The following is an 18,853-nucleotide window of genomic DNA, read 5'->3' on the forward strand; positions in this document are numbered from 1 at the left end:
AAGCAGCTCAGCGCGCCCGATGCGCGAGGCCGAAGGTGAACATCAGGGCCAGCACCAACACCAGTCCCTTGACGAAATCCTGCGCGTAATACGGCGCATTGAGCATGGTCAGGCCATTGAGCAGCGAGGCGACCAACAGCGCGCCGATCAGCGTGCCAAAGGCGTTGGGTTTCTTCGCGCCGAGCACGGCAAAACCGATCAGCGCGGCGCCGAGCGCGTCGAGCACCAGACCGTTGCCGGAGCTGACATCGCCACGGCCCAACCGCGCCGCGAGCAACAATCCGCCGAGCGACGCCAGCAACGACGACAGCACGTAAGCCAACAGTTTGAAGCGCTGCACCGGCGCCCCGGCCAGTCGCGCGGCCTGCTCGTTGCCGCCGATCGCGTAGAACAGCCGACCGATGCGCGTACGTTCGAGAAACAGCCACACCGCCACCGCAACCACCGCAGTGATCAACACCGGAATTGGTACGACTTCCCACAGCCGCCCACGGCCCAACGCAAGAAACGCGGCACTGAAGGTGCCCTCGGTTTCCTCGCCATTGGGCAGCGTCATGCCCACCGCAATCGAGCGGCCACCGGTAGGAATCAACTGCACGCCGATCACCAGAAACATGCTGCCCAACGTGGCGAGAATGTCCGGCACCCGCAGTTTGACGATCAGCCAGCCATTGAGCAGCCCGACCAGCGCGCCGCCCGCCAGGCTGATCAACACCGCCGGCACCGCGCCCCAACCGAGCACGACCATGACGTAACTGGCAATCATCAGGCTCATCGCCGCGACCGCGCCAATCGACAAATCGAGGCCACCGACGGCCATGGTCAAGGTCACGCCCAAAGCCAGCAGCGCGACAATCGACACCGATTGCAGAATGCTGAACAGATTGCCGACGCGCAGAAACGCCGGCTCTGCGAAGCTGAAAAACACCACGATGGCCGCCAGCAGCCACAACAGCCCATAACGGATCAACGCTTGCAGCAGCCGCTCGGCAGGTGCCGGTGCGCTCGATGACAGTGAACTCGAATCAGGCACTCGCTCTGCTCCTTGGCGTGGCGTGAGGGGGATGTTCGGTAACGTCGCTGCCGGCCAATGCCGCGACCAGTTCGGTACGGTTCAGACCCGCGCGCGGGTATTCGGCGACGACGGCGTGATCGCGCACCAGGAGAATTCGATCGGCAATTTCCAGTGCTTCATCGACATCGGCGCAAATCACCAGCGTCGCCCGGCCCTTGGCACTGTCGCGCAGCAGTTGGCCGATTTCGCGACGGGCGCGGACGTCGACACCCTGGAACGGTTCATCGAGGATCAACACCCGCCCTTCCCCGAGCAGCCAGCGGCCGAGCACAACCTTTTGCTGATTGCCGCCGGACAGCGCAGTCATCGGCACATCGATGCCGGCAGTCTTGATGCCCAGCGCGGCGACCTGCGCCTCGACCGCCGCCGCTTCGGCGCGATTGCGAATAAAACCGCCACGGGTGAAGCGTTCCAGAAACGGCAAGGTCAGCGTGCGACGCAGAGAGAAATCCGGCACCAGCGAATGACTGGCGCGATCTTCGGCGGCGTAGAAAACCCCGCTGCGAATCGCCTCCCGAGGCGAACCTGGCTGCCAGTCAACGCCAGCCAATTGCACGCTGCCCTCCGCCAATGAGCGTAAAGCGAACAGCACTTCGGCGATCTCGGTTTTGCCGGCGCCGAGCAACCCGGTCAGCACCACCACTTCGTTTTCGTGCAAGGTCAAATCGAAAGCCTTCGAACGCGGCAGCACTTTTATCGCGCTGAGCTTCAGCACTTCCCGCCCTGCCACTTGCGGCGTGTAAACATGCGCGGCCAGTGATTGCCCAAGCATTGCGTGAACCGCCTCGGGCAACTGCCGAGCGCTGAATTCGCCGGCCAACCGCCCGTCACGCAAAACGATCGCGCGATCAGCCACCCGTTGCAGATCGGACAAGCGATGCGAGATGTACAAAATCGCCACACCACGGCTGCGCAACGTATCGATCAAACCAAACAGGCGCTGCGCTTCGGCATCGGATAATGCCGCCGTCGGCTCGTCGAGAATCAGCAAACGCGGTTGCAAGGCAAAGGCGCGAGCAAGCACGACCAATTGCCGCTCAGCCTGGCCAAGATGTTCGATGGGTTGCTCCAGCGGCAAGCTCAGGCCGAGACCGGCGGCGATACTCGCGGCACGCTCCAGCAGGCGCTTACGGTTAAGCCAGAAGTTCGCATCGGGCTTGCACAGCTCATCGAGCAAGAGGTTTTCGGCCACGCTCAAACCCGGCGCGATACCCTCGTTGATCTGCTGATGCACCGCGACAATCCCGACCCTGCGCGCCGACAGTGGCGAGCTGAAATGGCGCGGCTGGCCCTCGACGAGAATCTCGCCAGCATCCGCGTTTTGACTGCCCGCCAAAATTTTCACCAACGTCGATTTACCGGCGCCATTGGCGCCGAGTAACGCGACCACTTCGGCGGGATAAATCTCAAGACTGACCCGATCCAGCGCCCGGTTCGAGCCAAACGTTTTGCTCAGTTCACGTACCCGAATCAGTGGCTCAGGTGCCACGGCGACAGGCGCACTCATAAATTTCCTTAGCGGCGATGAGCCAGCGAACGCACGAGCCGATCGCCCAGGCTTTGCACGCCCTGAACGAGGATGACCAACACCACCACGGTGGCGACCATCACTTCATTGTTGAAACGCTGATAGCCATAACGGATCGCCAGATCGCCGAGCCCGCCGCCACCGATGACCCCGGCCATCGAGGAAAAACCGATCAACATCACCAGCGTCAGGGTGATGCCCGCGAGCAACGCTGGCAGGGCTTCGGGCAGCAGCACTTTGAAAATCACATGGCCGATGTCGCCACCCATGGCGAGGATCGCTTCGATACGGCCCTTGTCGACTTCGTCCAGCGCGTTTTCGACGATACGCGCGAAGAACGGAAACGCGCCAATGGTGATCGGCACCACCGCAGCGGTGCTGCCCAGCGTGGTGCCGACGACCAGACGGGTCAGCGGAATCAAGGCAATCAGCATCACCACGAACGGCAGCGAACGGCCGAGATTGACCAGACTGCTGAGGGCCGCGTTGAAACGCGGCATCGGCCGCAATCCGTCACGGCGACTGATAAACAGCAGCACACCCAGCGGCAAACCGATCAGCAGCGTGAACAGCCCCGCGAGCAACACCATGTACAGGGTTTCGCCGGTGGCGTTGAACACCAGTTGCAGGATTTCATCCCAATTGATCGAACGGTTCATGACTGCGCCGCCCTTACGCCGTATTGCTTGAGGAAGGTCAGGCCCGGGGCATCATGGCCCAGCGGTAATCCGCAAGTCGGACGCAGTGAACTGCCGAGCGCCGACTGTGGATCAGCGAGCAGACGTGGCACCGGCCCGGCCTCGACCAGCCGTCCGTTGGCCATAAATGCGGCGTGATCGCAGATCGACTTGACCACGTCGAGTTCGTGGGTGATCAGCACGATGGTCAGGCCCAATTGCCGATTGATGTCGCGCAGCAGATCAAGAATTGAAGCGGTGGTTTCCGGGTCGAGGGCGCTGGTGGCTTCGTCCGACAACAGATACGCAGGCTCCGCAGCCAAGGCGCGGGCAATCCCCACTCGCTGCTTTTGTCCGCCGGACAGTTGCGAAGGAAAGGCTTGCGCCTTGTCGCTCAAACCGACCAGTTCCAGCAGTTCGCGAACCCGCACATGGCGCCACGGTTTGCCGACGTTGGCGATTTCCAGCGGCACGGCGATGTTGTCGAACACGTTGCGCGAGTGCAGCAGGTTGAAGCCCTGAAAGATCATGCCGATGCGCTGACGTTGTTTGCGCAGTTCACTGTCGGACAGCGCCAGCAGATCCACACCATCAATCAGAATCTTGCCGCTGTCTGGTCGTTCAAGCAGGTTGAGGCAACGCAGCAGCGTCGACTTGCCCGCCCCGCTACGCCCGAGAATCCCGTAGACCGCGCCGTCAGGAATGCTCAGCGAGACCTGATCCAGCGCCGGTTGCGTGGCCGACGGGTAGGTTTTGCTCAACTGCTCGACGGCGATCATGGCTTGCCGCCCGCCACCGGAATCACCGAGCCGGCAAAGTTATCGGTGATGTATTTGGCGACTTCCGGCGAAGTCAGATCCTTGGCCAGTTGTGCGATGCGTGGATCGTGCTCCAGCTTCGGTGTGGTCACCAGAATGTTGGCGTAAGGATTGTGCTCGGCCTTCTCGAGGCCCAAGGCGTCTTTGGCCGGCACCAGGCCTGCGTCGAGCGCGTAGTTGCCGTTGATCACTGCCAGATCGACGTCGTCGAGCGAACGTGGAATCTGCGGTGATTCGATTTCGAGAATTTTCAGTTGTTTCGGGTTTTCGGCGATGTCCTTGGGCGTTGCCTGATCGGCGGCCGGATCGTTGAAACCGGGTTTGAGCTTGATCAGGCCGTTGTCCTGCAACAGGTACAGCGCGCGGCTCAGGTTGGTGACGTTGTTGGGTACGGCGACGGTGCCTTTTTCCGGCACGTCGGCGAAGCTTTTGTGCAGACGTGAATAAATCCCCAATGGCTCGATATGCACCGTGGCCGCCACCGCGAGTTTCTCGCCGAGCGCCTGCTCCTGAGATTTCAGATACGGCAGGTGCTGGAAGTAATTGGCGTCGACATCACCGTGTACCAGCAGCTCATTGGAGTTCACGCCGTTGGGAATTTCGATGACTTTGAGGTTGAGTTGCGGATCGATTTTCTGGATGTACGCGAGGATCTGCGCGTGGGGCACCGGGTCGGCGGCAACGCGTAACGGTTCCAGCGCCTGCGCGCCGAAAGAGCTCACCAGTGCGCCGAGGACGGCCAGGGTCAAACCTGCTTTTTTAATCATGTGCGGAGTCCTTGAGCGAATGATGAATCAGGCGGTTTTACGAACAGGTACTGGCGGCAGCAACGCGTCGCCGTAGAAGCGCTGCGCAACGTCCGGATGTGAGCGCAAACGACCCTTGAGGTAGTTCCAGCCGACATCACGAAACAGCGGATTGAGCGGATCACTCGCCGGCCCGCGCGCCTCGCGCAACAGCACGGTGGGCAACGGGTACAGCGGCACCACCGCATCGAGTTGCGCGCCGAGGAAGAACGCGATCGACAGGCGTTCGCTGCCCGCCGGTGGCGAAACCACGCGGTGCACCGTGGCGCGCAGATAACCGTTGGTGGCCAGTTCGAGCAGCTCGCCGATGTTCACCACCAAGGTGTTTTCGCGGGGTAATGCGTCGATCCAGCGGCCCTCTTCGATCTCGACTTGCAGCCCGGCCTGTTGGTCTTGCAGCAGAAAACTCAAGAACCCGGAATCCTTGTGCGCGCCGACGCCTTGATGGCTGGCCTCGCTCAACTGCCCGGGATAGCGCATCAGCTTGATGTGTTCGTTGGGTTTGTCACCGTAGAGCTGATCGAAGGCATCGGCGCGCAGTGACAGCGCCTGAGCGAAGGCACGCAGCAAGCGCAACGACATGCGCGTCATCGCCTGTTGCCATTCGAGCAGCAACGGTTTCAGTTCGGGGAGTGCCGCTGGCCATTGGTTGGGGCCTTGCAGCCGCGCCCACAATGGACTGTCTTCGTTTAACGGCATGGCTTCACGCTCGGCGCCGAGATCAAACTGTTCGCGTTGATCGGGTTGCCCGCGAGTGATCTCGGAAGCCGCACGGTTGTAGCCGCGAAAATGCGGCGAATTGATCATGCCGACGGCGGCTTTTTCGCTGTCGGGCAAGGCGAAGAATTGTCGGGCGTGGGCCTGCACTTGCTCGAGCAGCGAGCTGTCGATGCCGTGGCCGGTGAGGTAGAAGAAACCGACATCACGGGCGGCGTGGCGCAGGCTTTCCAGAAATTGGTAACGCTGTTGCGCGGTGCCCTCGAACAGGGACAGGTCGAGGGTTGGCAGTGTGGTGATATCCAAGGTATGCGGCATGATTCACTCCTGGGTGAACCAAACCTGAAGAACCTTTGATCGATTCAGCGTGTGCCGTCATGGCAATCGGGGGTCTATCGGTTTGATGCGTTTATTCGTCGTTGAGGACAAAACTAAACGATCTTAAAAACGCTGGGCCAATATCTTTTTTGCATTACCTTAGGCCTGTTTTCCCCTCACCCCAGCCCTCTCCCAGAGGTAGAGGGGGCCGACCGTGGTGTCTGACGTGATACATCGACCTGAAAGATCGTGGCGATTATGGATTCGGCTGAAATCGTTCAGGTCGAATCTCTATTCAGCGCTCTCTCACCCTCAGGTAGAGGGGGCCGACCGTGGTGTCTGGCGTGATACATCGACCTGAAAGATCGTGGCGATTATGGATTCGGCAGAAACCGTTCAGGTCGGCGTATCTCGCGAGCATCCCCCATTCAGTCCCCTCTCCCTCCGGGAGAGGGTTAGGGTGAGGGCCACATACGACGCGGTATCAATCCGTTTGCAACGCGCGCGGGCGTTGACTGCGCTGTTCGGCGCTGGCATCTGGCGCGGGTTGCAGCTGGAAGTCGAACTTGAGTTTGGCGTGGCGTCCCAACGTTTCGTGCTCATGGAACACCACCTCGCCGACCAACCCTTCGCGGGTCGCGTAAGCAAAGTCATCCCACAAATATTGATCGCCCGACAGATTGATCTGAGTGGTCAGGTGCCGATGCCCCGGTGCGCTGATAAAAAAGTGCACATGCGCCGGACGCTGGCCGTGGCGGCCGAGCAAGTTCAGACATTCCTGCGTCGGGCCTTGCGGGTCGCAGCCATATCCGGAGGGGACGATGCTGCGTGCGCGGTAACGGCCTTCGGCATCGGTGATGATCCGGCGGCGCAGGTTGTATTCAGACTGGCTCGGATCAAAAAACGAGTAGGTGCCTTTGGTATTGGCGTGCCACACGTCGACTGTGGCGCCGGCCAGCGGCTGGCCGTGGAGGTCAAGCACCTGGCCTTGGAGAAACATCACCGTGGCAACGCCGTCCTCGCTGCCATCGTCCATGCGGCACCCGCCTTCACACAGCGGCGCACCCGCGACGTAGAGCGGCCCTTCGATGGTGCGCGGCGTGCCGCCGGTCAGGCCGATTTGTGCGTCTTTGGCGTCCTGGAGCAGGTCAAGGAAGTGTTCGATACCAAGACCGGCGACCAACAACCCCGCCTCCGAGCGACCGCCCAAACGATTCAGATAGTCGACGGCTTTCCAGAATTCGTCTTCGCTGATTTCGAGATCTTCGATGATTTTCGCGGTGTCCTGCAGTACGCGCAGAACGATGGTTTTCAAACGCGAACTGCCGTCGTCGTTGGTGAAGCCGGCGGCTTCTTTGAAGAAGGTTTGCAGCTCAGGCGTGTGGGCAATTTTCACGGACATGGTGGGTTACCTCATCTTGTTGTTGTGTTGACGCAGTTTTTAATTCACACCCTTTTCCCTTGTAGGAGTGAGCCTGCTCGCGATCGCGGTCGTTTATTCAGCATCCATGGCGACTGATAGACCGCTATCGCGAGCAGGCTCACTCCTACAAGGGTTGGGGGCTCAGCGATCGTCGGCGTGGATCGACGACGGATGTCGACAGAGCCCGTCGATCTCGATGTCCATGTAGGGGAACAACGGCAATTGCATCAGCGTGTCGTGCAGCGCTTCGACGCTTGGCAAATCAAACACGCTGTAATTGGCGTAATGCCCGGCGATGCGCCACAGATGACGCCACTGGCCTTCGCGTTGCAGCCGTTGCGCCAGTTCTTTTTCGTCAGCCTTGAGCCGGGTGGCGATGGCCGGATCCATGTCGACAGGCAATTTCACGGTCATTTTTACGTGGAACAGCATGGTGGCTTTCCTCTTGTTGTGATCGGTTCAGGAACGGCGAAAACGCGCCAGCCGCTCTTCGTCCAGCGTCAGGCCAAGGCCCGGGGTTCGCGGGATGTGCAGGTGAAAATCGCGGTACTCGGGCCGTTCGGTGACGATGTCTTCGGTCAGCAGCAACGGCCCGAACAGCTCGGTGTCCCAGGTCAGTTGCTTGAGCGTGAGGAAGGCGTGGGCCGAGGCCAGCGTGCCGATGGAGCCTTCGAGCATGGTGCCGCCGTAGAGCGCGATGCCCGCGGCCTCGGCGATTTGCGCGGTTCTGAGCACGGCACGCGGGCCACCGTTCTTGGCGATTTTCAGGGCGAACACACTGGCCGCGCCGTCAGCGGCGAGGCTGAAGGCGTCCTCGACACTTTCAATTGATTCATCGGCCATGATCGGCGACGGGCTGCGCTGATTCAGGCGAATCTGCCCCGAGCGGTTGACTCGAGAAATCGGCTGCTCGATCAGGTCGATGCCGTTGTCTCCGAGCACCTGGCAACCACGAATGGCCTGGGACTCATCCCAATATTGATTGACGTCGACCCGCACACTGGCGCGATCACCCAAAGCTTTTTTGATCGCCACGACGTGCTTGAGATCCTGCTCCAACGGATTGGCGCCGATCTTCAATTTGAAGATGCGATGACGCCGTACTTCAAGCATCTGCTCGGCCTCGGCAATGTCGCGCGCGGTGTCGCCGCTGGCCAGCGTCCACGCGACTTCGAGGCTGTCGCGCACACGGCCGCCGAGCAGTTCGCTGACGGGCAGGCCGAGGCGTTTGCCCTGCGCGTCGAGCAGCGCGCTTTCGATGCCGGATTTGGCGAAGGTGTTGCCCTTGGCGATCTTGTCGAGCCGCTGCATCGCCGCGTTGATGTTGTTGGCGTCCATGCCAATCAACGCTGGCGCGAGATGCGCGTCGATGTTGGCCTTGATGCTTTCCGGGCTTTCATAGCCGTACGCAAGGCCACCGATGGTGGTGGCTTCACCGATGCCTTCAACGCCATCGCTGCAGCGCAAACGCAAGATCACCAGGGTCTGCTTCTGCATGGTGTGCATCGCCAGTTTGTGCGGGCGAATGGTCGGCAGGTCGACGATGATCGTCGTCAAGTTTTCAATCAGGATTCGCGGCATATCAATGCTCCGTGAGAAGTGCTCAGCCGAGATCGCCGCCACCGACCGGCAAGGTCACGCCGGTGATGTACGAAGCGTCGTCAGAGGCGAGAAAGCGGATCGCGCCGACCTGTTCATCGAGGCTGCCGTAGCGTTTCATCAGGCTGCTGTCGAGGGTTTGCGTGACGATTTGCTGGTACCAGGTTTGTTCTTGCGCCGACTGTTCGGCGTCGTTGCGCGGGATGCGCCGAGGTGGCGCTTCGGTACCGCCGGGTGCAGTAGCGTTGACGCGAATGCCACGCTCGGCGTTTTCGAAGGCCAGGCACGCGGTGAGTGCGTTGATGCCGCCCTTGGCCGCGCCATACGGCACGCGATTGATGCTGCGGGTGGCTATGGACGAGACGTTGACGATGGCGCCGCTGCCTTGTTTGAGCATGTACGGCAGCGCGGCGTGGCAGCACCACAAGGTCGGGAACAGCGAGCGGCGCACTTCCGCCTCGATTTGTTCGACCTGGTAGTGCTCGAACGGCTTGGCCCAAATGGTGCCGCCAACGTTGTTGATCAGGATGTCGAGTCGATCGAAAGTGTTGATCGCTTCGGCCATGACCCGGGCGCAATCGGCGTATTGTTCGAGGTCGGCGGTCAGTGCCAGAACGCCCTCGCCTTGCAGTTCGTGAACCAGTTCGGAGCGGTCGACGGCGACCACTTGCGCGCCTTCGCTGAGCAGGCGCTCGCAGACGCGGCGGCCGATGCCTTGCGCCGCGCCGGTGACCAGCGCGACTTTGTTGGAGAATCTGTTGTTCATGACAACCTCGACTGAAACAGTTGCTTAAGCACACACAGCCCTTTGTGGCGAGGGAGCTTGCTCCCGCTGGACTGCGCAGCAGGCCCATCTTTTCATGAGGCAAAAGCGAGGGCCGCTGCGCGCCCCAGCGGGAGCAAGCTCCCTCGCCACAGGTGACTGCGGGCTCGGTTAATAGGGTCAGGCAGCGGCGAATTTTTCGTAGTAGAAATTCGCCGGAGTGATGCCCTGCTCGCGGATGTATTGGCTGACCGCTTCGACCATCGGCGGCGGACCGCACAGGTAGACGTCGACATCGCCGTCATTGAGGTGGCGCGGTTCGATGTGCTGGGTGACATAACCCTTGAGCGGGTGTGCACTTTGCGGATTGGCGACGCAGGCGCCGAAGCTGAAATTGGCGATGCGTGCGGCAAAGGCTTCCAGGCGATCGAGTTCAACCAGATCAAAGTCATTGGTCACGCCATAGATCAAATGCACCGGATGCGCACTGCCCTGCTCGGCGATCTTTTCCAGCATCGCGGTGAACGGCGCCAGACCGGTACCACCGGCGAGCAACAGCAGCGGCCGCTTGATTTCGCGCAGGTAAAAACTGCCCAGCGGCCCGGCCAGATTCATGCTGTCGCCGGCCTTGGCCAGACCGGTGAGGAAACTGCTCATCAAACCGCCGGGCACGTTGCGAATCAGAAAACTGACCTCGCCATTCCTCTGCAACGAGCTGAAGGAATACGCACGACTGTGTTCACTGCCCGGCACTTGCAGGTTGACGTATTGCCCCGGCAGGAATGCCAGTTTGCTCAGCGCTTCGCTCTTGATCGACAGCGCGATGGTGCTCTCGGACAACTGCCGGACAGCGCTGATCGCCGCCTGAAAATTGGCCTGTTCGGTTTTGCACACCTGCGATCCAACCGGCACGCGCACCACGCAATCGCTTGCGGCGCGCATCTGGCATGTCAGCACATAACCTTGTGCGAGTTCGTCGGCGCTCAAGGCGTCTTCGATGAAGTTGTCGCCCATCTCGTAACGCCCGGCTTCAGCGAAACATTTGCACGTGCCGCAGGCGCCGTCGCGGCAGTCCAGCGGGATGTTGATGCCTTGGCGATACGCCGCGTCGGCGACGGTTTCATGGCTGCCGGCCTCGATGAAACGAGTGACGCCGTCTTCAAAATTAAGGGCGATCTGGAAATTCATGGTGCACCTCGTCGTGTCGACTAGATGTGATAGATGTCGATGACCTGACGGACGTAATCGTTTTTCAGCACGACTTTCTTGGCCTTGATCAGCGGCTGCTCGCCACGCAGATCGAGGGTGTAGAAACTGCTGCCGAAGTAGCTGTCGGTGACCTGATAACGAAAGCTCAGGGTGTGCCAGTTGAAGCGCACCTGGCACTGGTCGGCGCTGTGCTCGACGATCTCGATGTTGCTCAGATTGTGCGAGGTGCGGGTGTCGGGAATCGTCGCGCTGGAGCGCTCGGTCTTGATCCGGAAGATGCGGTCTTCGAGGCCGCCACGGTTGCCGTACCAGATCAGCGAGATTTCGCTTTGCGGGTCTTCGGTGAGCGTGTCGTTATCGTCCCAGGCCGGCATCCAGAAAGTCGCGTCGGCGGCGTACAGTTCCAGCCATTGATCCCACTGGCCGTCATCGAGATAACGCGCTTCGCGGTAGAGAAAGTCGCGCACATTGTCGTAGAGGTTGCTCATCACACAGCCTCCACGGGGATCAGTTGTGGTTCGGCGGCAGCGGCTTTGAGCATGGTTTCCTGCCAATACTTGTGTTGCAGCACGAACAGGCCTTCGTCCTCGGTGCGCATACCGGAGAGCAGCGGTTTCAGGTCGATTTCTTCGGCCGCTGCGTCGGCGCCTTCCACCCAGTGGGTCGCGCCTCGGGACATGTCGTTCCAGCCTCGACCAGCGCCGTAGCCGGTCTGGCACGAACGGAACTCTTCCAGATCATCCGGTGTGGCCATGCCGCTGACGTTGAAAAAATCTTCGTACTGCCGGATGCGTTTCGCGCGCGCTTCGGCGCTCTCGCCTTTGGGGGCGATGCAGTAGATGGTGATTTCAGTCTTGTCGACCGAGATTGGCCGGGCGATGCGGATCTGCGAACTGAACTGATCCATCAGATACACGTTCGGGTACAGGCACAGGTTGCGCGAGTTTTCGATCATCCAGTCGGCGCGAGCCTGACCGAAATCACGCGCCAGTTCGTCACGACGCTCGTAGGCCGGGCGGTCTTCAGGGTTGGCCCAGCGCGTCCAGAGCAGCAGATGGCCGTGATCGAAGGAGTAGAAACCGCCGCCCTTCTTCGCCCAACTGCCGGCGCTCATGGTCTTGATCGCCTCGCCTGCTTCGCGTTGCTGGCGCTGGTTCTGCGTCGCGGCGTAATTCCAGTGCACGGAGCTGACGTGATAACCGTCGGCACCGTTTTCGGCGGTGAGTTTCCAGTTGCCTTCATAGATATAGGAACTGGAACCGCGGAGTACTTCGAGACCTTCCGGCGACTGGTCGACGATCATGTCGATGATCTTCGCTGACTCGCCCAAGTGCTCGGAGAGGGATTTCACATCGGCATTCAGGCTGCCAAACAGAAAGCCGCGGTAGGACTCGAAACGCGCGACTTTGGTCAGGTCATGGGAGCCTTCGCAGTTGAAGCTTTGCGGATACCCGGCCTCACTCGGGTCTTTGACCTTGAGCAGTTTGCCGCTGTTGTTGAACGTCCAGCCGTGGAACGGGCAGGTGTAGCTGGAACGGTTGCCGGATTTGTGCCGGCAAAGCATGGCGCCGCGATGGCTGCAGGCGTTGAGAAAAGCGTTGAGCACGCCGTCCTTGTTGCGCGCGATGAAGATCGGCTGGCGCCCCATGGTGGTGGTCAGAAAATCGTTGTTGTTGGGCAGTTGGCTTTCGTGGGCGAGGTAAATCCAGTTGCCTTCGAAGATGTGCGCCATCTCCAGTTCGAAAAGACGTGGATCGGTGAACATCTCCCGCTTGCAGCGGTAGGCGCCCTTCTCTTGGTCTTCTTCAAGCATGGCATTGAGGTAGTCGATTCCCAGGGACATGGCCAGGGCCTCCATTGTTATTGTTCAGGCCAGGTCAGATTAGGGAGGCGCAGCGCGGGGCAATAGCCGAATCCTGCAGATCGCTATCCGTTTTGTGCAGGACGGCGCGGCAGATGATTCGGACTGTTTCGAAGGGCGATCAGTGGCGGCGTTTGAGGGTGTGCGACGGCAGTTCGCCGAACTGTTGGCGATAGTTTTCGGCGAAACGGCCCAAGTGCAGGAAGCCGTAATCCAGCGCCAGCTCCGTGAGGTTGCGCACCGGGCAGCTCGGGTCGTTGAGGCAGGCGTGAATACGCGCAAGTTTGCGCTGACGGATGTATTGCATCGGCGTGATGCCGAGTTGGCGTTCGAACAAGGTGTACAGCGAACGCGGGCTCATGCTTGCCTGCGCGGCCAGGTGTTCGGCGGGCAGATCGAGTTTCAGGTTGCGCTCGATGTAATCGAGGATGCGCTCGAAACTGACGCTCGGCGAACTGAGATTCTCACGGCTGACATTGGTGTTCATCAGCGAGATCAGTTTGCTGCCGATGATCTGTGCGTAGTGCTCTTGCACCCGCAGCAACGGATCGCTGGCCTCGGCCTCCTGGCAAATCATCGCGAGCAGATTGGTGAAGCCCTCCAGTTCGCTCAACTGATAGTGATTGCGCAGAAAGCGGATACCGCTCGAAGGTCGCAACCAGCGCTGCTCGTCGCACACCGACTCGAGCACGCTGACCGGCACTTTGAGGATGAATTTTTCGCAGTCGTCGGAGTAAGTCAGATCAACCGGATCATCCGGATTGATCAATAACAACTCGCCCGGCACCAAATGATGTTCACGTTTATGCCCGCGCCACAGGCAATTGCCTTGCAGCAGCACTTGCAGGTGATACACGGTTTCCAGCGCCAGCGACGTCACCCGGACACTGCCGCCATAACTGATGCGGCACAGATCGAGATCGGCGAGTTTGCGATGGTTGAGGCTGGCTTGCGGATGGGCGGTTTTGGACAGGCCAATGAAGTGCTGGCCAACGTGCTGATTGACGTAGTCGGAGACGGCATAGGGGTCAGCGTGACGAAACACGCTGCTGCGATCACTCAGCAGATGACTGTCCATTAGGCGGTGCTCGATCTTGTCGTTATGGGGTGCACGGTTCTCAGACTCACCGGTCACAGTACGCTTGCGTGCAAAAACCGGCAATTGGACGAAAGGTCGGGTATCCGCTAATCGAACACTTTGTGTTCAGTTTTTGAACGGCGTGCCGATAACGCGAATAAGCAAAAGCAACTTTCCCTGTCGAAATTAAAGGACACCCGCATGAGCGACGCCTGGAACGAAGGATATTTCACCGACGAAGGCTACACCTACAGCTATAGCCGCGAAATCAATCCGGTCTTCCAGCGTTACTGTTTGCTGCTGCGCGGTTTTGCCGGCCTGGAGACCACTGACGGCTATCACTGTGAACTCGGTTTTGGTCAAGGCGTGTCGATCAATATCCATGCGGCGGCCAACCCCGGTTCCTATGTGGGCACCGATTTCCATCCGGGTCAGGCTGGCCACGCCATAGCTCTGGCGAACAGCTGGAACAGCGATGCGCGGCTGTATGACGACAGTTTCGAACAGCTGCTCGCGCGTAATGATCTGCCGCAATTCGACAGCATCAGCCTGCATGGCATCTGGACGTGGGTCAGCCGTGACAATCAGCAACTGATCGTCGAATTTGCCCGTCGTCACCTCAAGCCCGGTGGCCTGTTGTACGTCAGCTACAACTGTCTTCCCGGCTGGTCGCCTTCGGCGCCACTGCGCAATCTGTTCCGCCTGCACGACCGCTTTGCCACGAGCAGCTCCGCTCGCCCTGATCAGCGCATAGACGCCGCGCTGCAATTCTCCGAAGCGTTGCTGGCAGCCAACCCGAACTACGCCGGCACAGCCCCTGGCCTCAATGCCCAACTGCAGAGCATCAAAGGTCAGAATCGCCAATACGTCGCCCACGAATACTTCAATCGTGAGTGGAACTGTATGTACTTCACCGACGTGGTCGACGCCTTCGCTCCGGCCAAACTCGACTACGCCGCGACCGCTGTACCACTGGACACGGTCGATCCGCTCAACCTGAGCGCCGAAGGGATGGATTTCCTCGAAGGCATCGATCACCCGATCATGCGCGAGCAAGCGCGGGACTATTTCGTCAATCAGAATTTCCGCCGAGACCTGTACGTGCGCGGCGCCAACCGATTGTCTGCGGCAGAACAACGCCAGGGGCTGCTGAATACGCGCTTTATTCTGTTGCAGCCGGCGGAAAGCGTCGCCGCCAGCGTCAAGGGCCCGGCCGGCGAAGCGTCGTTGCAAGCCGAAGTGTACGGCCCGGTGCTTGAAGCACTGGCGGCCGATGCGTATGTCGCGAAGACTCTGCGCCAGCTCTCAAGCGCGTTGCCCGAAATACCTTTTGACGATCTGCTGCAGGCCCTCAGCGTACTGATCGGGATGAGCGCTGCCGCACCGTGCCAAAGCGAAGCCGCCGAGCGACTGGTGCAAGCGCGTTGCAGCACGCTCAATCTGCAATTGTGCAAACGTTCGTTGCTGAGCGACAAAATCCAGGTACTGGCCAGCCCGGTGACGGGCGGTGGCATCGTGGTCAGTCGCTTTCATCAGTTATTCCTGATCTCGCTCATGCAGGGCAAAAAACACCCGGCGGATTGGGCACAACTGGCATGGGCGGTGCTGGCCGAGCAAGATGTTGTCCTGGTTAAAAACAACCAGCCACTGAACACGGCCGAAGAAAACATTGCCGAATTGACGGAGCAGGCACACGCATTCGCCGCCGGTTCACTGGTGACGCTCAGGGCATTGAATATCGCCTGACCAAACGGCAGATGAAAAAAAACCCGGCTGATCAAGCCGGGTTTTTTCATTAAGGCCTGCGGTAAAACTACGCATTCAGGCGTTACGGCGTTCGAGCAGTCGATCAGCACCACCCTCGGCAACCAGGTTGCCTTTCAGATGATCCGAACCGTCGGCGGCAACGGCGTCACTGAACAGAGGATCGGTTTCGTTCGCGGCGACCGAGTCGCTGAACAACCGGTCGGTTTCCGTTGCGGCGACCGCGTCACTGAACAGCGGATCGGTTTCAGTCGCAGCAAAAGCGTTCAGGGCGAAGATCGAGAAAGCAATGCCGAGCAGGGTTTGGCGTTTCATGGTGTGTGCTCCGTGGTGCAGTGGTTGGGTATGGAGCCGATCTTACGCCGCGCGATCAATATGAGAACTTCATTGGGTTAATGGTTGTTATTGATAGCGTCAATGATTGTGTCTCACTCCAGCAACTGGCGCCGCATCGCACCCGGCGACATCGCAAACCAACGCTGACACGCGCGATTGAACACGCTTTGCTCGCTGTAGCCGAGAAGCCCGGCGACCTGCGACATCGGCATGTGCCTCTGCCCCAGATAGTGTTCGCTGCGCTCTTTACGGAGTGTCTCGACAACGTCATCGAAACTGCGACCCTGCTCGGCCAGCCTTCGCTGCAACATACGCACGTGCATCCCGAGTTGTTCTGCGATCAAAGGCAAGCGGCAACGCTGGATCGGCATCATGCGCAGCACCAGACGTTCCACCTGCTTGACTACATCCGAGGTGGCCTGCAAATCGAACTGATCGAAATACTGCTCAAGCGCCTGATGCAGATAAGGCGCCTGCTGTTCGATCGGCTGATTCAGCTGCTCGTTGCTTAACACCAGCGCATTGCAGGGCTGGCCGGTTTGCACCGTCGTTTTGAAATAGCGCCGGTAGGTTTTGCCAGTCAAATGTGTGCTGGAAAAAAGTACCGACTGCGCGACGAAATGGTCGCCATACAGCAGCTTCATACCGTTATGCGCCACGCCCATCGCCAGTTCGATCATTTGCCGGCGGGGAGCCGGGCCCGAGAGCCGGATGTCGATGACCAGTCGTGGAGAGCCGGCCTCGCTGTGATCCAGATCGAGCTGAATGCCCGGGCTGTGGTAACCGATGAAGCGGATGATTTGCGCCAGCGCCTCCCCCGCCGTGGCGCAGGTTCGGGCGATCACTGCTATCGGCCCGAGTACATGCAAATCCTGATATTCGGCCATGCGCAGGCCGAAATCGGCGCAGTTCAGCTCGCGCGCGGCAAACTCCAGCAGGCCCACCAAAGAGCGTAAAGGCACGCGCGCCTCTTCGTCCTCCAGCAACTGCGGATTGATCCGAAAGCGTTCGAGCATGCGGTCTGCATCGCCGCCGAGCTGGCTGGTGACTTGCCGAAAACCGGTGAACGAGGTTGTTCTTATTAATGAAGTCATGTCACCAAATATCAAATAAATGTCATGAGAGATCAATAATTTTCTTGTCCTACAAGCCAACAATCAACCCGGGGTACTTACCGCTGCGTCATCGCGACGCTGCCACTGCTCACTCGCTCGGGATTGCTCTGTAATGGAATTCGATTACGTAATCATCGGTGCCGGCTCAGCCGGTTGCGTTCTGGCCAATCGCCTGAGTGCAGACCCGCACGTCACGGTGTGTTTGCTGGAGTCAGGCCCTGAAGACCGCTCACCACTGATCCACGCACCGGTGGGCGTCGCAGCGATAGTGCCGACGCGGCATGTCAATTGGGCGTTCAAGACCGTTGCGCAGCCAGGCTTGAACGGGCGTTACGGCTATCAACCACGGGGCAAGACGCTGGGCGGTAGCAGTTCGATCAACGGCATGATTTATATTCGTGGCCATCACACGGACTTTGACGATTGGCAGGCGCAGGGCAATCCGGGCTGGTCGTTTGCTGAGGTGCTGCCGTACTTTCGCAAGAGCGAGATGAACTACCGCGGTGCCTGCGATCTGCACGGCGCGCTCGGTGAACTGTACGTCGGCAAAAACCCGATACATCCAGCGACTCAGGCCTTTATCGACGCGGGTCAGATGGCCGGGCACCGCTACAACGCGGATTTCAACGGTGTCGATCAGGAAGGCATCGGCCAGTACGACGTGACGATCCGCGAGGGGCGACGCTGGAGCACGGCCACCGCGTTTCTCAAACCGATTCGACACACGCGCAAAAACCTCACCGTGCTGACGTCGGCGGTCGCCGAGCGCATTGTGCTAGAGGACAAAAAAGCCGTCGGTGTCACGCTTTGCCGCAACGGTGACCGGCAAACCATCAAGGCCCGGCGCGAGGTTCTGCTCAGTGCCGGCGCCTTTGGCAGCCCGCAGTTGCTGATGCTGTCGGGGATTGGCCCGCAAGAGGAGCTCAAACCTCAAGGCATCGCGGTTCTGCACGAACTTACGGGCGTCGGCCAGAATCTGCAGGATCATCCGGATGTCGTGCTCCAGTACAAAAGCCCCGATACGTCATTGATGGGCATCTCTGTAAGCGGCGGCATCAACATGGGCAAGGCCTGGCTTGATTACGTCAGGCATCGTCGGGGGCCGTTCATCAGCAACTTCGCTGAAGGCGGTGCTTTTCTGAAAACCGACAGCAGCCTGACGCGTCCGGACATCCAGTTGCATTCAGTGATCGCGATGATCGACGACCACAACCGCAAATTGCACTGGGGGCACGGTTTCAGTTGTCACGTCTGCGTGCTGCGCCCAAAAAGCAGAGGCAGCGTCGGTTTGCAGTCGATTGACCCTACCGCCCCGCCTCGCATCGACCCAAATCTTCTAGGCCATGACGATGACGTCGAGACATTGCTGACGGGATACCGCATGGCCCGCGAGATCATCCAGCAAGCGCCCATGGCACGTTTCGGTCTGAAAGATGTGCTCAGCGAAGGCTTGTACGGGGACGAGCAACTGATCCAGCTACTGCGCCAGCGTGCAGACTCCATCTACCACCCGGTCGGCACCTGCAAGATGGGCAACGATGAACTCGCCGTGGTCGACAGTCAGTTACGCGTGCACGGGATCGAAGGGCTCCGCGTCGTTGACGCATCGATCATGCCGACCCTGGTGGGCGGTAACACCAATGCAGCCTCGATCATGATTGCCGAACGTGCCGCTGACTGGATTATCAATGCACGTTAAGCGTCGATGAGAAGTTTTATCTGTCAGAAAAGTCGCAACTTAATTGGCTGCATTAATTGTCGTGACA

Annotated in this window: 18 protein-coding genes; 2 read left to right on the forward strand and 16 right to left on the reverse strand. The window is 59.8% G+C overall.

All coding sequences use genetic code 11. From position 1 onward, the window contains the following. Window positions 1-7: 7 nt before the first annotated feature. The 14 genes from ACIP66_RS04515 to ACIP66_RS04580 form a co-directional block, all read right to left on the reverse strand. Window positions 8-1,033, reverse strand: a complete 1,026-nt coding sequence (locus ACIP66_RS04515) for an ABC transporter permease (RefSeq protein ID WP_400645803.1) — start codon at window positions 1,031-1,033, stop codon at window positions 8-10. Next, entirely contained in the window at window positions 1,026-2,582 is a 1,557-nt protein-coding gene (locus ACIP66_RS04520) for a sugar ABC transporter ATP-binding protein (protein ID WP_400645805.1), read from the reverse strand. The genes ACIP66_RS04515 and ACIP66_RS04520 overlap by 8 nt, the downstream gene beginning before the upstream one ends. A gap of 8 nt (window positions 2,583-2,590) precedes the next feature. Continuing rightward, window positions 2,591-3,262 (reverse strand): methionine ABC transporter permease, encoded by a 672-nt coding sequence (locus ACIP66_RS04525; protein WP_159814813.1) that lies wholly within the window; start codon window positions 3,260-3,262, stop codon window positions 2,591-2,593. Beyond that, window positions 3,259-4,059, reverse strand: coding sequence for a methionine ABC transporter ATP-binding protein (locus ACIP66_RS04530; RefSeq protein WP_082341423.1), 801 nt, complete (start codon window positions 4,057-4,059; stop codon window positions 3,259-3,261). Before ACIP66_RS04530 ends, ACIP66_RS04525 begins: the two co-directional genes overlap by 4 nt. Beyond that, complete coding sequence (locus ACIP66_RS04535; RefSeq protein ID WP_400645809.1) at window positions 4,056-4,865, reverse strand: MetQ/NlpA family ABC transporter substrate-binding protein; 810 nt, start codon at window positions 4,863-4,865, stop codon at window positions 4,056-4,058. The genes ACIP66_RS04530 and ACIP66_RS04535 overlap by 4 nt, the downstream gene beginning before the upstream one ends. 27 nt (window positions 4,866-4,892) lie before the next feature. After that, complete coding sequence (locus tag ACIP66_RS04540) at window positions 4,893-5,939, reverse strand: isopenicillin N synthase family dioxygenase (protein WP_400645812.1); 1,047 nt, start codon at window positions 5,937-5,939, stop codon at window positions 4,893-4,895. 484 nt (window positions 5,940-6,423) lie between these two features. Beyond that, window positions 6,424-7,341: a catechol 1,2-dioxygenase gene (catA, locus tag ACIP66_RS04545; RefSeq protein ID WP_400645814.1), complete on the reverse strand. Its 918-nt coding sequence runs from the start codon at window positions 7,339-7,341 to the stop codon at window positions 6,424-6,426. A 162-nt stretch (window positions 7,342-7,503) separates the two neighbouring features. Then, window positions 7,504-7,794, reverse strand: a complete 291-nt coding sequence (gene catC, locus ACIP66_RS04550) for a muconolactone Delta-isomerase (protein ID WP_159814816.1) — start codon at window positions 7,792-7,794, stop codon at window positions 7,504-7,506. 27 nt (window positions 7,795-7,821) lie between these two features. Continuing rightward, entirely contained in the window at window positions 7,822-8,943 is a 1,122-nt protein-coding gene (locus ACIP66_RS04555; protein ID WP_400645817.1) for a muconate cycloisomerase family protein, read from the reverse strand. A 22-nt stretch (window positions 8,944-8,965) separates the two neighbouring features. Next, window positions 8,966-9,727 carry a 1,6-dihydroxycyclohexa-2,4-diene-1-carboxylate dehydrogenase gene (locus ACIP66_RS04560; RefSeq protein WP_400645820.1) on the reverse strand — a complete coding sequence of 254 codons (762 nt, stop codon included), beginning with the start codon at window positions 9,725-9,727 and terminating at the stop codon, window positions 8,966-8,968. A 177-nt stretch (window positions 9,728-9,904) separates the two neighbouring features. Further along, complete coding sequence (benC, locus tag ACIP66_RS04565; protein WP_400645821.1) at window positions 9,905-10,912, reverse strand: benzoate 1,2-dioxygenase electron transfer component BenC; 1,008 nt, start codon at window positions 10,910-10,912, stop codon at window positions 9,905-9,907. 20 nt (window positions 10,913-10,932) lie between these two features. Next, entirely contained in the window at window positions 10,933-11,421 is a 489-nt protein-coding gene (gene benB / locus ACIP66_RS04570) for a benzoate 1,2-dioxygenase small subunit (protein WP_053119548.1), read from the reverse strand. Beyond that, on the reverse strand, window positions 11,421-12,776 hold the full coding sequence (benA, locus tag ACIP66_RS04575) for a benzoate 1,2-dioxygenase large subunit (RefSeq protein ID WP_400645824.1): 1,356 nt from the start codon (window positions 12,774-12,776) through the stop codon (window positions 11,421-11,423). Before benA ends, benB begins: the two co-directional genes overlap by 1 nt. A 139-nt stretch (window positions 12,777-12,915) precedes the next feature. Beyond that, window positions 12,916-13,872, reverse strand: coding sequence for an AraC family transcriptional regulator (locus ACIP66_RS04580; RefSeq protein WP_400645826.1), 957 nt, complete (start codon window positions 13,870-13,872; stop codon window positions 12,916-12,918). A gap of 201 nt (window positions 13,873-14,073) precedes the next feature. Between ACIP66_RS04580 and ACIP66_RS04585 the strand changes: the two genes are divergently transcribed. Next, a complete protein-coding gene (locus tag ACIP66_RS04585; protein WP_400645829.1) occupies window positions 14,074-15,618 on the forward strand; it encodes a class I SAM-dependent methyltransferase in 1,545 nt (514 codons plus the stop codon). Between the two features lie 75 nt (window positions 15,619-15,693). Here ACIP66_RS04585 and ACIP66_RS04590 read toward each other — a convergent pair whose 3' ends face one another. Both ACIP66_RS04590 and ACIP66_RS04595 read right to left on the reverse strand, forming a co-directional pair. Beyond that, window positions 15,694-15,951 (reverse strand): hypothetical protein, encoded by a 258-nt coding sequence (locus ACIP66_RS04590; protein WP_053119542.1) that lies wholly within the window; start codon window positions 15,949-15,951, stop codon window positions 15,694-15,696. Window positions 15,952-16,064: 113 nt separating this feature from the next. Beyond that, a complete protein-coding gene (locus tag ACIP66_RS04595) occupies window positions 16,065-17,066 on the reverse strand; it encodes an AraC family transcriptional regulator (RefSeq protein ID WP_400645831.1) in 1,002 nt (333 codons plus the stop codon). Between the two features lie 133 nt (window positions 17,067-17,199). Here ACIP66_RS04595 and ACIP66_RS04600 point away from each other — a divergent pair, with 133 nt between their 5' ends. Then, window positions 17,200-18,786, forward strand: coding sequence for a GMC family oxidoreductase (locus ACIP66_RS04600; protein WP_053119538.1), 1,587 nt, complete (start codon window positions 17,200-17,202; stop codon window positions 18,784-18,786). Window positions 18,787-18,853 lie beyond the last annotated feature (67 nt).

Source organism: Pseudomonas sp. NPDC088429 (assembly GCF_044753305.1).
Taxonomy (GTDB): domain Bacteria; phylum Pseudomonadota; class Gammaproteobacteria; order Pseudomonadales; family Pseudomonadaceae; genus Aquipseudomonas; species Aquipseudomonas rustica.